The sequence below is a fragment of the Actinosynnema sp. NPDC023794 genome, from assembly GCF_040639675.1.
Taxonomy (GTDB): Bacteria; Actinomycetota; Actinomycetes; order Mycobacteriales; family Pseudonocardiaceae; genus Actinosynnema; species Actinosynnema luteola.
The window spans coordinates 95,442-108,755 of the sequence record NZ_JBFAFR010000011.1; the positions used below are offsets into that span (position 1 = coordinate 95,442).

Below are 13,314 nucleotides of genomic sequence, written 5' to 3' on the forward strand. Positions count from 1 at the left end.
GCCGTGCGATCACACGACTACGGCCGCGACGTGCTGTCGGGCCGCAAGCGCAGGACGGTGCCCGAGGTGGTGGCCGAGGTCGGGCTGGTGGCGGAGGACCCGGCGTCGGGGTTCTGCGGCGCGGTGGTGCGGTTCGAGCACGGTCAGGTGGTGCTGGAGGACCGGCGGGGCAGGCAGCGGTTGTTCCCGCTGCGCCCGGCGGGGTTCCTGGTGGACGGGACGCCGGTGACGCTGGTGCGGCCCGCGCCGGCGGCGGCGAAGCCCGCGCGGACGGCGTCGGGGTCGGTGAAGGTCGAGGGGCTGCGGGCCCGCACGGCCCGGGACAGCCGGATCTGGGTGGAGGGTCTGCACGACGCGGAGCTGGTGGAGCGGGTGTGGGGGCACGACCTGCGCGTGGAGGGTGTGGTGGTCGAGCCGTTGGACGGGGTGGACGAGCTGGCCGACCGGATCGCGGAGTTCGGCACGGGGCCGGGCAGGCGGCTGGGTGTGCTGGTGGACCACCTGGTGGCGGGCAGCAAGGAGTCGCGGCTGGTCTCGGCGATCTCCGACGAGGACGTCCTGGTCACCGGTCATCCGTACGTGGACGTGTGGCAGGCGGTGAAGCCGGCGTCGGTGGGGATCGCGGCGTGGCCGGTGGTGCCGCGGGGCGTGCCGTGGAAGGAGGGGGTGTGCGCCGCGCTGGGCTGGGGTGAGCCGTACGAGGGGTGGCGTCGGGTGTTGGCGGGGGTGTCGGGGTTCCGGGACCTGGAGACGCCGTTGATCGGCGCGGTGGAGCGGCTGATCGACTTCGTGACGGAGCCGGCGGCCTGAAACCCGCCCCCGGTGGCCGCGGAAGTGCGAGGATGGGTGGGTGGCCGCGCTGATCTGGTTGATCCTCGGTGTCGTCCTGGTGGCGGCCGAGATCTTGTCGGGCGACTTCGTGCTGGTCATGCTGGGCCTGGCGGCGTTCGGCGCGGCGGGCGCGTCGGCGTTGGGCGCGGACGTGGTGATCAGCGGGATCGTGTTCGGCCTGGTGTCGTTGGGGCTGGTGGTGGGCGCGCGGCCCGCGATCAAGCGCCGGATGGCGCTGGGTTCGGGGCACAAGTCGGGCGTGGAGGCCCTGGTGGGCGCCACGGCCGTCGTCGTGTCCACTGTGGACGGCCACGGCGGTAGGGTGCGGATCGGCGGCGAGGTGTGGTCGGCGCGGTCGTTGGACCGCGAGGTCATCGAGCCCGGCGCCGAAGTCACTGTTGTCGAGATCTCGGGCGCGACCGCAGTGGTGCTGTCCGGGGCCTGAGTGGAGGCGGGGAGAGTTGACCACCACGCTGATCGTCATAGCGGTCCTGGTGCTGTTCGTGCTGATAGTGACGGTGAAGTCGGTGCTGGTGATCCCGCAGGCCACGGCCGCGGTGATCGAGCGGCTGGGCCGCTACCGCACGACCGCCGCGCCGGGGTTGAACATCCTGGTGCCGTTCTTCGACCGGGTGCGGGCGCGGATCGACCTGCGCGAGCAGGTGGTGTCGTTCCCGCCGCAGCCGGTGATCACCCGGGACAACCTGACGGTGTCGATCGACACGGTCGTCTACTTCCAGGTGACCGATCCGCGGGCGGCGGTGTACGAGATCTCGAACTACATCGTGGGTGTGGAGCAGTTGGCGACCACGACGCTGCGCAACCTGGTGGGCGGGATGAGCCTGGAGGAGACGCTGACCTCCCGTGACCAGATCAACAACCAGTTGCGCGGTGTGCTGGACGAGGCGACGGGCCGGTGGGGCATCCGGGTGGCGCGGGTGGAGTTGAAGGCGGTCGACCCGCCGCCCTCGATCCGGGACTCGATGGAGAAGCAGATGCGCGCGGACCGGGAGAAGCGCGCGATGATCCTCAACGCGGAGGGCCAGCGGGAGGCGGCGATCAAGTCCGCGGAGGGGCAGAAGCAGGCGCAGATCCTGTCGGCGGAGGGCGCGAAGCAGGCGGCGATCCTGACGGCGGAGGCGGAGCGGCAGTCGGCGATCCTGCGGGCGCAGGGCGAGCGGGCGGCCCGGTACCTGCAGGCGCAGGGTCAGGCGAAGGCGATCGAGAAGGTGTTCGCGGCGATCAAGGCGGGCAAGCCGACGCCGGAGGTGCTGGCCTACCAGTACCTGCAGACGTTGCCGCAGATGGCGCAGGGCGACGCGAACAAGGTGTGGCTGGTGCCGTCGGACTACGGCAAGGCGCTGGAGGGTTTCGCGAAGATGCTGGGCGCGCCGGGCGAGGACGGCGTGTTCCGCTACGAGCCGCCGGTCTACGAGAAGCCGGAGACGTCGTCGCCGGAGCAGGACGACGCGTCGGTGGCGGAGTGGTTCGACACGGCGCCGGACCCGGCGGTGGCGGAGGCGGTGCGCGCGGCGGAGGCGGTGGCGCGCAAGGAGGTGCCCGGTCCGTTGGAGCAGGCGTCGGTGGAGCGCGGGCCGGAGCGCGGCACGTTGGGGTCGTCGCCGGCGGCGCGTGAGGTGGGGGCAGGGGAGCCGCGTCCGCCGCACGGGTGATTCGCCGTCCGTGATCTTGGACGCAGTGGTGGGGCGTCGGCGGTGGTCGCCGGCGCCCCTTTCGCGTGGTCGGGGCGGGTCTGGCGGACGGGTGGGCGTCCGTGTGGGTCTCGTGGGGCCGGTCGGTGTGCGGTTGGATGTCGCGGTGGATGCTTTACCTGGTCGTGCGGCGGCCGTGCTGGCCCGTGTCGACGTCCCGTGGTCGGTGCGGTGGGACGAGTTGGCGGCGGTGGTGGCGGAGCTGTCGGCCTTGGTGCGGGGCGGGCCGGGCGCGCGGGTGGTGGCGCGGGAGTTGGCCGAGGTGTTGGTGCGGGCCGCTCAGGGCAGCGAGCAGCGGGTGGCGTTGGCCGGGTTGGTGGACCGGGTGCTGGACCTGCACGCGGTGGCGTGCGCGGCCGGGCCGTCGGTGGACGGTCGGGAGTTGGCGGCGTGGTTGTTGTGGTTGCAGACGAACTTCGCCGAGCCGCCGGAGGTGCGGTTGGCGGCGTACGCGTCGGCGTTGGGCGAGGACGGGCTGGCGTTCTACCGGGCGGAGGCGGTGGCGCGGTTCGAGCGGTTGCCGGTGATCGGGTTCGGGGAGACCGGGCGGTACGACCGGGAGCGGTGGGCGTTGCTGCGGGTGATGGAGGAGCTGGCCGAGCACACCGGTGACGTGGACCTGCAGGTGTTGGTGTTGTCGCGGGACCTGTCGTCGGGCTGGCACTACCTGCGGGTGGCGACGGTGCTGCGGGACGCGGGCCGGTCGGCGGAGGCGGTGGCGTGGGTGGAGCGGGGTCTGGCGGCGACGGGTGGGCGTGGCGCGGCGACCCGGTTGGTGGACCTGGGTGTGGACGAGTGCCTGCGCGCGGGGTGGGTGGAGCGGGCGGTGGACCTGCGGCGGCGGGCGTTCCTGGCGCATCCGGTGTGGGAGTCCTACGTGCGGCTGCGGGCGGTGGCGTCGTCGTCGGGTGACTGGCCCGCGGTGCGCGAGGAGGTGCTGGGGCGGGTGGCCGAGGGTGCGGACGACGTGCTGCGGCACGTGGTGGAGGGCGAGTTGGCGGCGGTGTCGGGTGGTGTGGTGCCGGAGTGGTTGCAGCGGTGGCGGTCGGAGCTGGCGCGGCGGGAGCGGTAGCCGGGTGTCCCGAGCGTTCGACTCGGGTGTCCTGAACGTGGGACACGCGCGGTGCGGGCGTAGGGCTCCCGCGGGTCAGGGGTAGGCGGGCGGGCGGCGGTCGGTCCAGGGGCGGGCGCGTTCGAGTTGGCCGGCGGCGGTGAGGATGGTGCGTTCGTCGTCGGTGGTGGCGACGAGCTGCACGGCCAGGGGCAGGCCGGTGCGGGTGTGGCCTGCGGGGACGGACGCGGCCGGGTTGCCGGTGATGTTCCACAGGGGCAGGAACGTGGTCATGCGGGCGGCGGCGAGCAGCGCGGCGAGGGCGGGTCGGCGGTTCCACTCGCCCACGCGCAGGGGCGGCCGGGTGAGCACGGGGGTGAGCAGCAGGTCGTGGTGGTCGAAGAGCCGGTTGGCGTGGTCGGTGAGCTTCGCGGTCCGGGCGAGGGCGGCGCGCACGGCGGGCGCGGGCAGGGAGCGGCCGAGGGCGGCGACGGCGCGGGTGCGGGCGTCGAGCCGGTCGGGTCGGTCCAGGGCCTGTTCGGTGGTGGCGGCGCTGTGCAGGTAGCGGGCGGCGAGCACGGCGGGTCCGGCGACGTCGTGCAGGTTGTCGGGGTCCACGCGGGTGACGTCGTGGCCGAGGTCGGCGAGCAGGCCGGCGGTGTCGAGGACGGCGTCGCGGACCTCGGGGTCGACGGGGATGCCGCGGCCCCAGGTGCGCAGGGACACGGCGACGCGCAGGGTCCGGGTGGCGGTGACGGCGGCGGCGTGGTCGCCGCCGGGCGCGAGGACGTCCAGGAGCAGGGCGGCGTCGGCGACGTGGCGGGTGATGGGTCCGGCGGCGACCAGGCCGCCCCAGACGTCGCGGTCGGGGGTCAGCGGCACGTGGCCGCGTTGCGGTTTGAGGCCGAACAGGCCGCTGCAGGCCGAGGGGATGCGGATGGAGCCCGCGCCGTCGGTGCCGACGGCGGCGCCGACGAGGCCGGCGGCGACGGCGGCGGCCGATCCGCCGCTGGACCCGCCGGGCGAGTGGTCGGGCGACCAGGGGTTGCGGGTGGCGCCGGCCCAGGTGGACTCGGTGTAGGGCCACAGGCCGAGTTCGGGCATGCGCGTGCGGCCGACGATCACGGCGCCGGCGTCGCGCAGGCGGCGGACGATCTCGGAGTCGGCGGGCGCGGCGGTGTCGACGGCGGCGGTGCCCTTGGTGGTGGGCAGTCCGGCGATGGCGAGGTCTTCCTTGACCGCGACGGGCACGCCGAGCAGGGGCGCGTCCTCGCCGCGGGCGAGGCGGGCGTCGGCGTGGTCGGCGTCGGCGAGGGCGCGGTCGGTGAACACGAGCCGGAACGCGTTGAGGCTCCGGTCGTGCCGGTCGATGCGGCGCAGGCATTCGGCGACGAGGGCGCGTGAGGTGAGCGCGCCGGATCGCAGCAGCTCGGCCTGTCGGGCGGCGCCCGCGAAGCACGCGTCGGTCAGGTCCATGGGGCGGACTCTAGGGCAGGAGCGGGCCCGGGTGGATCAGGCCGCCGGGGTGATCGGGTCGTGCCGCCGTCGGTGTCGCAGGCCGCGGTGCACGAGCAGGGCGATGAGCAGCAGCGGCCACGGGAACGGCAGGGGTGAGGCGATCCAGGCGACGGCGAGGACGAACAGGGCGATCGGCAGCAGGGGCGGCCGGTGTCGTGCGGGCGGGGTGGGAGGTGGTGGCGGCGCGGGCAGGTCGGCGGTGAGGGCGGCGAGCTCGTGGTGGTGGACGGCGGCGTAGGCGGCGGCGATGCGTTCGTCGGCTTCGGCGAGGGTGAGGCGGCCTTCGCCGACGGCGTCGCGCAGCCGGGCGGCGGTGTGGTCGCGGTCGGCGTCGGAGGCGCGCGGGGCCGGGGTGCGGGTCGGTTCCATGCCGTCGATGCTCCGCTCGGGCGCGTGTCGCGGCGTCGGGCACGAAGCGGTGACGGGAAGTACGTCCGTGGACGTACGCGGGACGGGCATGATCGGGGGTATGTCGTCGTGGCTGATGCCGTTGGCGGTGGCCGTGGTCATCGTCTGGATTGGCGTGCGTCATGCGCGCGCGTCGCGTTCGGAGACGTTGTTGGACGAGCACGCGCGGCGGCGGGTGGGGCCGGACGCGGGCGCGGCGCCGGCTCCGGTGTCGGTGTGGCGTGAGGCGAACCGGTTGTTCCGGGCCGGTGAGGAGGAGGGGTTGTTGCTGTTGGCCGAGATCGGCCGGCAGGTGCCTCGGCGGCGGCAGGCGGTGGTGACGTCGTGGTTGGCGGCGTTGCGCGGCGGGGTGAGTCTGGGGTTGGACGCGCCGTGGCGCACGGCGGTGCAGCGGGAACTGGTGTCGCACCTGCGGCCGGGCGCGGATTTCTGGCCGGGGATGGACGTGGTGGCGCCGGGGGCGATCCTGGTGGACTTCGACCTGTCGGGGTGTCGGGTGAACCGGGTGGACCTGACGGGCGCGGTGTTCCTGGGTGACGCGCGGTTCGAGGCGATGACGGTGACGGGTGACGCGAACTTCGCGGGCGCCCGGTTCCTGCGGCACGCGGTGTTCACCGAGGCGTTGTTCGCGCGGTCGGCGTCGTTCGGGTTGGCGGTGTTCGCGGGGAACGTGTCGTTGCGGTCGGCGCAGGTGGCCGACCAGTTGGTGTTCGCGCGGGCGAAGGTGTCGGGTCGGGCGGACCTGCGGCGGGCCGAGGTGTCGGGTCGGGCGGACTTCCGGCACGTGCGGTTCGGCGGTCGGGCGTTGTTCGGCGACGTGGTGTTCCACCAGGACGCGTGGTTCCGGCACGCGTGGTTCCGGGGGCGCACGGACGTGGGGTCGGCGTTGATCGGCGAGGCGGCGGAGTTCGGCAACGCCCGCTTCGGCCGCCGCGTCATGCACTGACCGCGCTGCCCGGGGTCAGGCGGTGCGGGTGCGGTGGTCGGCGACGTGGACGCGGTTGGCGCAGCGGGTGGTGCAGAAGCGGCGGCGCCCGTTGCGGGAGGTGTCGACGTAGACGGTGTGGCAGCCGGGTCGTGCGCAGCGGCCGAGGCGGCCGGGGTCGTCGCAGACGACGTGGGCGAGGCCGGCGGCGGTGAAGGCGCGCAGCCGTTGGGGTGTGGGCGCGTGCTCGGGTGCGAAGTGCAGGTGGGGTCGCCGTCCGTCGTGGGTGGAGATGTAGGGCTTGGCGGCGGCTTCGGCGAGCAGGTCGTTGACGAGGGCGATCTGGTCGGGGGTGTGGTCGAAGACGGGTGAGAGGCGGGCGGCCCAGGCGGTGAGTTCGCGGGCCTGGTGGTCGTCGAGGGCGCCGAGGGGTTTGTAGCCGTGCTCGCGCAGCAGGTCGAGCAGCTGGTCGGCGGTGCTGCGGGGGTCGGCGTTGACGAGGGCGGCGGCGAGTTCGGCCGCCGCCCCGCCGTAAGGGTTGAAATGCACTGAACCATGACACCACGCTGGTGGGGTGAACACCAGTTGTCCTTGTTGCGGGTGGCCCAGTGCCGAGCGTGTGTATCCGGTGTCGTCGCACGGCGCGGTGGACTACGTGCGCTGCGTGTGCGGGGTGTGGTTGGTGCTGGAGGCGGGACGGGTGGTGGCGACGGCGGGCCGGCCTCGATCGACTAGTGTCCCGTCACCGTGACGAGCCGTCGGGACCTGTTGTGCGACTGTGCGATCTCGGTGCTGGCGGCGGAGGGCGGCCGGGGCCTGACGCACCGGGCCGTGGACCGGGCGGCGGGTGTGCCGGAGGGCACGACGAAGAACTACTTCCCGTCGCGGGACGCGCTGCTGGGCGCGGCGGCGGCGCGGATGACGGCGTTGCACGCGGCGGCCGTGCGGCGGTTGCGGGAGACGACGCCGGAGGGGATCACGCCGGCGGAGGTGGCGGAGCTGTACCCGGCGTTGCTGCGGCGCGCGGTGGTGGAGGACCCGACGCAACTGCTCGCGATGGCGGAGCTGTACCTGGAGGCGGTGCGCCGGCCGGGCGTGCGCGCGGCGTTGGGGCGGATGGCTGTGTCGAACGCGCAGGCGGGCGCGGGGTTGCACGCGGCGGCGGGTCTGCCGAGCACGGCGCGGGACGCGGGCCTGCTGGACGCGTACTTCCTGGGTGTGGCGGTGTCGTTGTTGGCGTTGCCGGCGGAGGCGTTGGGCGCGGTGGGCCTCGACGACGCGCGCGCGGTGGGGCTGGGTCTGTTCCGCGCGGCGGTGCCGGGACGCTCAGGCGGCGGGGACGAGCCGTCGCACGGCGGTGGCGACGAGCCCGGTGGCCGGGGTGGGGGCCGCGCCGCAGCTGGCGGGCCGGGTGGCCGGTAGGTCGCGGCTGTCGACGGTGACGTGCCAGGCGCTGCCGTCGGCGTGGTGGACGGTGTCCCCGTGCACGGTGAGCACGTCGCGGTGTTCGCCGGTGAGGTCGCGGACGGCGAGTTCGGCGACCTGGCCGTGCGGCGGGTGGGTGGAGCGGCCCCGGCACCGCTCGGTGACGACGTGGCCGCGGGCGGCGTGCTCGAGCAGCCGTGCGGCGAAGTCGGTGTCGAGGCGGCCGTAGGTGTAGCCGGTGGGCAGCAGCACGCCGGTGGGCGCGAAGCGGTGCCCGCCGGTGTGGGTGCACTCCCAGACGGTGTCGGGTCGTGCGGCGGCGAGGGCCTCGGCGAGGGGCCGGCCGCGCAGGGCGCAGCACACGTCGCGGCGGCTGTTGGCGCACACGAGCAGCAGCGGACCGGTCACGGGTGTGCCCAGCCCCGTGGGATCGCCCGCGGCCAGGGCGGCGAAGTCGAGGTCGAGCAGGGCCGCGGGGTCGGCGAGGTCGGCCCGCTCCAGCCGCGGCCGGCCGGGGGTGGTGGCGGCGAGGTAGACGCGGCGCGGCGCGGCGTGGTGGGTGTCGGCGTGGCGGCCGGGGCGGCGGATGAGCAGGACGCGGACGCCGGTGTCGGCGGCGCGGCGGGCCAGTTCGGCGCCGAGCGCGGGGTCGAGGCGGCTCTGGGTGAGCGCGTCGCGTCCCCAGGGTCCGGGTTGTTCGAGGCAGATCCAGGCGGCGGCGGTCGCGGCGGTGCCCGCCTGGGGTTCCTCGAGGTCCGCGGAGATCGCGGCGCAACGCGGCTCGGTCACGCCCTCAGGGTGCCCTGGCCCGGCCGTTCGAGTGACACCGGGGTACGGGTTCACGCATTCGGGCGGCACGTGGTTGCTGAGGGTACGCCGTGTTCGCGAGGGGTGGACGCCGTCCGGGCCGGTCGCGCCGTAGGTTCGGGGTCATGGTGATCACGGGTGAGGCGGCGGGCGTGCGGTTCGTGGCGACGCCGCCGGCGCGGGGCGGTCGGCGGTTGGTGGTCGTGTGGCACCTGTTGGGCGAGCCGGGCACGCCGGAGGCGATGGCCGAGGCGATGCCGCTGACGGGGGTGGACGCCTGGCGGCTGTACGCGGCGCTGCCGGCGTGGGGCGAGGGCCCGGACCAGGTGGTCGACGGGTACGCGGCGATGGTGGAGTCGGGGGTGGCCGCGATGCCCGCGCTGGTCGCAGCGGCGCGGGCGGAGTTCGGCTGCGACGACGGGCCGGTGGACCTGGTCGGCGGTTCCGCGGGCGGGCACATCGCGTTGACGACGGCGCTGCGGCGCGTGGCGCCGGTGCGGCGGGTGGCGGTGGTGAACCCGGCGGTGCGGGTGCAGGCCGTGGTGGAGGCGTCGATCGAGGTGGGCGCCCTGGACTCCTACACCTGGACGGACGCCTCGCGTGCGGCGGTGGAGCCGTTGGACGTGCTCGCGCGCGCGAGCGGGCTGGACGTCGCGCTGCTGGTGGTGCGGGGCGAGCAGGAGTACCCGGCGTTCCGGCCGGTGCAGGCGCAGTTGTGCGCGGCCGTGCCGGGCGCGCGCCTGGTGGACGTGCCCGGGTTGGCGCACATGCTGGTCACCGCGCAGGACGTGGTGGACGCGGAGGTGACGGCGTGGCTGGCCTGATCGTGGTGACGGGCGGGAGCCGCGGCATCGGCGCGGCGGTGGTGCGGCGGGTGGCCGCCGACGGGCACCGGGTGGTGATCGGCTACCGGGCCGCGACGGCGCAGGCCGAGGCGTTGGCCCGGGAGGTCGGCGGCGTCGCGGTGCGGGCGGAGGTGTCCGACGAGGCGGACGTGGACGCCCTGTTCGACGCCGCCGCGGCGCTGGGGCAGGTGACGGGCGTGGTCGTCAACGCCGGGATCACCAGCCCGGTGGGTCCGCTGGCACAGCTGCGGACCGAGGACCTGCGCCGGGTGGTCGACGTCAACGTGGTGGGCGCGCTGTTGTGCGCGCGGCGGGCCGCGCGGGACCTGGTGTCGGGCGGGTCGATCGTGTCGCTGTCCTCGGCCGCGGCCACGGTGGGCTCGCCGGGCGAGTACGTGCACTACGCGGCGAGCAAGGCGGCGGTGGACGCGATGACGGTCGGGTTGGCCAAGGAGCTGGGTCCGCGGGGGATCCGGGTGAACGCGGTGGCGGCGGGCACGGTCCGCACGGGGATCCACGAGCTGTCCGGGGTGCCGGACCGGCCCGACCGGGTGGCGTCGGCGATCCCGCTGGGGCGGCCCGGCGAGCCGGAGGAGATCGCGGAGGCGGTGGCCTGGCTGTTGAGCGGCGCGGCGTCGTTCACGACCGGCGCGGTGCTGCGGGTCGCCGGAGGGCTGTGAGCACGCGGACCGCCGCCGACCGGGTGACCCGCACGCGGCCCTACCATCACGGCATGGTGCGACGGCCGCTCAGCCAGTCCGACCGCGGTGGACGCCTCGGCGAGCCGCCGCGCCGGGCACGCGGCCGGGCGCCGACACCGGCGTTCGTCACCGTGGCCGCGTCACGCGAGCCGGTCGGGCCGTCGACGGACGCCCCGTCCCGGGCCTCGGCGCCGCGAAGGGCGTCGGCCCGGTGATCACCGGGCCGGTGGAGGACTTCGTCCGCTCGGTGACGAGCGCACGACCGGTGCCGTTGACCCCGGGCATCGTGCTGCGCACCGCGGACGACGTGATCGCGCTGTGGGAACGCACCGGCTCGCCCGAGCCGCCGTTCTGGGCGTTCCCGTGGGCGGGAGGCCAGGCGCTGGCCCGCCACGTGCTCGACCACCCGGAGCTGGTGGCGGGCCGGCGGGTGCTGGACCTGGCGTCGGGCTCCGGGCTGGTGGCGGTCGCGGCGGCCCGCGCGGGCGGCCTGGTCACGGCCAACGACATCGACCCGGTCGCGGTGGCGGCGATCGGCCTCAACGCCCGCGCCAACGACGTGACCGTCACGATCGCCGCCGGCGACCTGCTCGACACCGAGCCCGAGGTCGACGTGCTGCTGGCCGGCGACGTCTTCTACGACCGGGACATGGCCGCCCGGGTCGAGCCGTTCCTGCTGGCCGCGCACCGCCGCGGCGCCCTGGTGCTGGTGGGCGACCCGCAGCGGTCGTTCCTGCCGCGCGGCTGGACGCTGGTCGACGCCTTCCCGGTGCCGGTGCCACCGGACCTGGAAGGCGTCGCGGTCAGGACGACCAGCGTCTGGCGCCTCTAACGGGCCTTGCCGACGAACGCCACCAGGTCCACCGTGACCAGGTCGGGCGTCCGCACGCCCGCGCAGTGGCCGCCGCGGTCGAACTCCGACCAGTGACCGGGCGCGAGAGGACTACCGGGACACCCCGCCCGTCAACGGGTCGGCGACCAGGCGGAACAGGTCGCGCGTCGGGTGCACGTCCACCGGGATGCCCGTCCCGACCTCGACGACCTGCTCCCCGGCGACGAGGTGGGTCGTGGTGAACGGCAGCCGGCCCGGCACGGTGACCAGCATCCGGACCCTCGTGCAGCGGTCGTCCTCACCGCACCACACGTGCTGTGCGGACGTCACCTCGCCCACGACGCGCACCCCGGCCGCGTCCAGGGCACGCCACACGCGCTGGTCCCGCACGGTCCCGACGACGGCCACGACCAGGACCACCACGGTGAGAGGGGTCCAGACGAGACCGGTCACGACGACGGCCGTCCTGTCCTCCTCGGGGACGTACCCGCCGACGCCGGCCAGCAGGATCAGGGGGCCGGCACACACGACCAAGAGCCCGAGCAGGGTCCACAGCGGCTGCTCCAACCAGCCCGTCGGACGGTTCACCGGACCCTCGGCCTCGGGTAGTCCACCGCTCGTCACCGCGCGGCCCGGGGGAGAGGGTCCGGAATACCTCGCGAACGTCCTGGCACAGCCGGAATATAACGGACTTGATCCAGTCGTCACGGGCAATCGGCAGGCCGGCGTCACGCGCGGCGACACCGGCCCCGCGCACAACGGACATCGAGGACAGGCGCTCAGCGCCGGGCGAACCGGTCCGTCGCGGCCAGCACCGCGTCCGCCATCCCCGGGTCCGACACCGCGTGCGAGGCGCCCTGCACCACCACCAGCTCCGCGTCCGGCCACGTCCGGGCCAGCTCCCACGCCGTCCACAGCGGGCCCTGCAGGTCCAGCCGACCGTGCACCAGGATCGCCGGGATGCCGTGCAACCGCTCCACGTCCCGCAGCACCTCCCCGTCCGCCAACCACACCCTGTGGCTGAAGTAGTGCGCGCACAGCCGCGCGAACGCCATCCGCCACGCCGGGTCGGCCATCCGCGGCCCCGGCCGGTGATCCGGCTCCAGCGACACGATCGAGGACTCCCAGTCCGTCCAGTCCGTCGCCGCCTTCTCCCGCACCGCCGGATCCGGGTCGTTCAGCAACGCGTGGTACGCCGCCACCAGGTCCGTGGCGCCCCCGCCCGCGCCGTCCCGGAACCTCGACCACTGCTCCGGGAACAGCATGCCCAGCCCGTGGTAGAGCCAGTCCAGCTCGGCGTACCGGCCCGACGTGATCGCGACCAGCACGATGTCCGTCACCCGGTGCGGGAACAGCTGCGCGTACCGCAGGCCGAGCGTCGAACCCCACGACCCGCCGAACACCATCCACCGCTCGATGCCCAGGTGCTCGCGCAGCCGCTCGATGTCGGCCACCAGGTGCGCCGTCGTGTTCACCGACAGGTCCGCCGCGTACTCGCTCGCGTGCGGCCGGCTGCGGCCACTGCCGCGCTGGTCCAGCAGCACGATCCGGTACGCCTCCGGGTCGAACTGCCGACGCATGCCGGGGGAGCAGCCCGTGCCCGGCCCGCCGTGCAGGCACACCACCGGCTTGCCCTCCGGGTTGCCGCACACCTCCCAGTACACGAGGTTGCCGTCGCCGACGTCCAACATCCCGTGCTCGTACGGCTCGATCTCCGGGTACATCCACCCCTCCTCACAAACACAACAGTGCTGTTACATTAGGGGAGTGGACCACGCACCCGCCGGCGAATACCTCGGCACCCGCCTCCGCCACCTGCTCGACCTCCTCGAAGGCGACGTCGCCCGCGTCTACACCGACCTCGGCCTACCGGGATTCCGCCCCCGCTACACCCCGGTCATCCGCCTGGTCCACACCCGAGGACCGCTGTCCATCCGCGACCTCGCCGACACCATCGGCGTCACCCACTCCGCCGCCAGCCAGACCGTCAACCAGATGCGCCGCGACGGCCTCGTCGACCTCCACCCCGGCGACGACGCCCGCAGGCGCATCGTCCACCTCACCGACCACGCCCGCGCCATCCTCCCCACCCTCGACGCCGAGTGGAACGCCACCGCCGCCGCCGCCCGCGACCTCGACGCCGACCTGCCCCACCCCCTCACCGACCTCGTCGACGCCGCCCTGCGGGCACTGGGCGAGAAGTCCATGAAGGACCGCATCCACGACCGGATGCGACAACCCCACACATGATCACCCGCG

Annotated in this window: 17 protein-coding genes; 11 read left to right on the forward strand and 6 right to left on the reverse strand. The window is 74.6% G+C overall.

The genetic code is table 11. The features are described 5' to 3' along the window. Window positions 1-3 precede the first annotated feature (3 nt). The 4 genes from AB0H12_RS23160 (at window position 4) to AB0H12_RS23175 (ending at window position 3,615) form a co-directional block, all read left to right on the forward strand. A complete protein-coding gene (locus AB0H12_RS23160) occupies window positions 4-810 on the forward strand; it encodes a DUF3097 domain-containing protein (RefSeq protein ID WP_499625115.1) in 807 nt (268 codons plus the stop codon). A 40-nt stretch (window positions 811-850) separates the two neighbouring features. Continuing rightward, entirely contained in the window at window positions 851-1,276 is a 426-nt protein-coding gene (locus AB0H12_RS23165) for an NfeD family protein (protein ID WP_499625116.1), read from the forward strand. Between the two features lie 16 nt (window positions 1,277-1,292). Then, a complete protein-coding gene (locus tag AB0H12_RS23170; protein ID WP_499625118.1) occupies window positions 1,293-2,504 on the forward strand; it encodes an SPFH domain-containing protein in 1,212 nt (403 codons plus the stop codon). A 145-nt stretch (window positions 2,505-2,649) separates the two neighbouring features. Beyond that, entirely contained in the window at window positions 2,650-3,615 is a 966-nt protein-coding gene (locus AB0H12_RS23175) for a hypothetical protein (RefSeq protein WP_499625120.1), read from the forward strand. A gap of 75 nt (window positions 3,616-3,690) precedes the next feature. Here AB0H12_RS23175 and AB0H12_RS23180 read toward each other — a convergent pair whose 3' ends face one another. After that, entirely contained in the window at window positions 3,691-5,070 is a 1,380-nt protein-coding gene (locus tag AB0H12_RS23180; protein ID WP_499625122.1) for an amidase family protein, read from the reverse strand. 36 nt (window positions 5,071-5,106) lie between these two features. Then, window positions 5,107-5,481 carry a DUF1707 SHOCT-like domain-containing protein gene (locus AB0H12_RS23185; RefSeq protein WP_499625123.1) on the reverse strand — a complete coding sequence of 125 codons (375 nt, stop codon included), beginning with the start codon at window positions 5,479-5,481 and terminating at the stop codon, window positions 5,107-5,109. Between the two features lie 100 nt (window positions 5,482-5,581). On the opposite strand from AB0H12_RS23185, the gene AB0H12_RS23190 reads away from it, so the two are divergent. After that, window positions 5,582-6,466, forward strand: coding sequence for a pentapeptide repeat-containing protein (locus AB0H12_RS23190; RefSeq protein WP_499625125.1), 885 nt, complete (start codon window positions 5,582-5,584; stop codon window positions 6,464-6,466). A gap of 15 nt (window positions 6,467-6,481) precedes the next feature. On the opposite strand, the gene AB0H12_RS23195 is transcribed toward AB0H12_RS23190, so the two are convergent. Next, a complete protein-coding gene (locus tag AB0H12_RS23195; RefSeq protein ID WP_499625127.1) occupies window positions 6,482-6,994 on the reverse strand; it encodes a CGNR zinc finger domain-containing protein in 513 nt (170 codons plus the stop codon). Between the two features lie 198 nt (window positions 6,995-7,192). On the opposite strand from AB0H12_RS23195, the gene AB0H12_RS23200 reads away from it, so the two are divergent. Further along, window positions 7,193-7,867: a TetR/AcrR family transcriptional regulator gene (locus AB0H12_RS23200; protein ID WP_499625129.1), complete on the forward strand. Its 675-nt coding sequence runs from the start codon at window positions 7,193-7,195 to the stop codon at window positions 7,865-7,867. Here the strand turns inward: AB0H12_RS23200 and AB0H12_RS23205 are convergent. Beyond that, a complete protein-coding gene (locus AB0H12_RS23205) occupies window positions 7,772-8,659 on the reverse strand; it encodes a ferredoxin family protein (RefSeq protein WP_499625131.1) in 888 nt (295 codons plus the stop codon). The two genes, AB0H12_RS23200 and AB0H12_RS23205, sit on opposite strands and share 96 nt — an antisense overlap. A gap of 143 nt (window positions 8,660-8,802) precedes the next feature. On the opposite strand from AB0H12_RS23205, the gene AB0H12_RS23210 reads away from it, so the two are divergent. The 4 genes from AB0H12_RS23210 to AB0H12_RS23225 are packed head-to-tail and all read left to right on the forward strand — an operon-like array spanning window position 8,803 to window position 11,055. Further along, a complete protein-coding gene (locus AB0H12_RS23210; protein ID WP_499625132.1) occupies window positions 8,803-9,501 on the forward strand; it encodes an alpha/beta fold hydrolase in 699 nt (232 codons plus the stop codon). Further along, window positions 9,489-10,202 carry an SDR family oxidoreductase gene (locus AB0H12_RS23215; protein WP_499625134.1) on the forward strand — a complete coding sequence of 238 codons (714 nt, stop codon included), beginning with the start codon at window positions 9,489-9,491 and terminating at the stop codon, window positions 10,200-10,202. Before AB0H12_RS23210 ends, AB0H12_RS23215 begins: the two co-directional genes overlap by 13 nt. A gap of 53 nt (window positions 10,203-10,255) precedes the next feature. Further along, entirely contained in the window at window positions 10,256-10,438 is a 183-nt protein-coding gene (locus AB0H12_RS23220) for a hypothetical protein (protein WP_499625136.1), read from the forward strand. Further along, complete coding sequence (locus tag AB0H12_RS23225) at window positions 10,435-11,055, forward strand: class I SAM-dependent methyltransferase (RefSeq protein ID WP_499625138.1); 621 nt, start codon at window positions 10,435-10,437, stop codon at window positions 11,053-11,055. The genes AB0H12_RS23220 and AB0H12_RS23225 overlap by 4 nt, the downstream gene beginning before the upstream one ends. A gap of 111 nt (window positions 11,056-11,166) precedes the next feature. Here AB0H12_RS23225 and AB0H12_RS23230 read toward each other — a convergent pair whose 3' ends face one another. Continuing rightward, window positions 11,167-11,643: a hypothetical protein gene (locus AB0H12_RS23230; protein ID WP_499625140.1), complete on the reverse strand. Its 477-nt coding sequence runs from the start codon at window positions 11,641-11,643 to the stop codon at window positions 11,167-11,169. A 191-nt stretch (window positions 11,644-11,834) separates the two neighbouring features. Beyond that, window positions 11,835-12,779: a prolyl aminopeptidase gene (pip, locus tag AB0H12_RS23235; RefSeq protein WP_499625142.1), complete on the reverse strand. Its 945-nt coding sequence runs from the start codon at window positions 12,777-12,779 to the stop codon at window positions 11,835-11,837. A 43-nt stretch (window positions 12,780-12,822) separates the two neighbouring features. On the opposite strand from pip, the gene AB0H12_RS23240 reads away from it, so the two are divergent. Beyond that, window positions 12,823-13,305 carry a MarR family winged helix-turn-helix transcriptional regulator gene (locus AB0H12_RS23240; RefSeq protein WP_499625144.1) on the forward strand — a complete coding sequence of 161 codons (483 nt, stop codon included), beginning with the start codon at window positions 12,823-12,825 and terminating at the stop codon, window positions 13,303-13,305. Window positions 13,306-13,314: the final 9 nt, after the last annotated feature.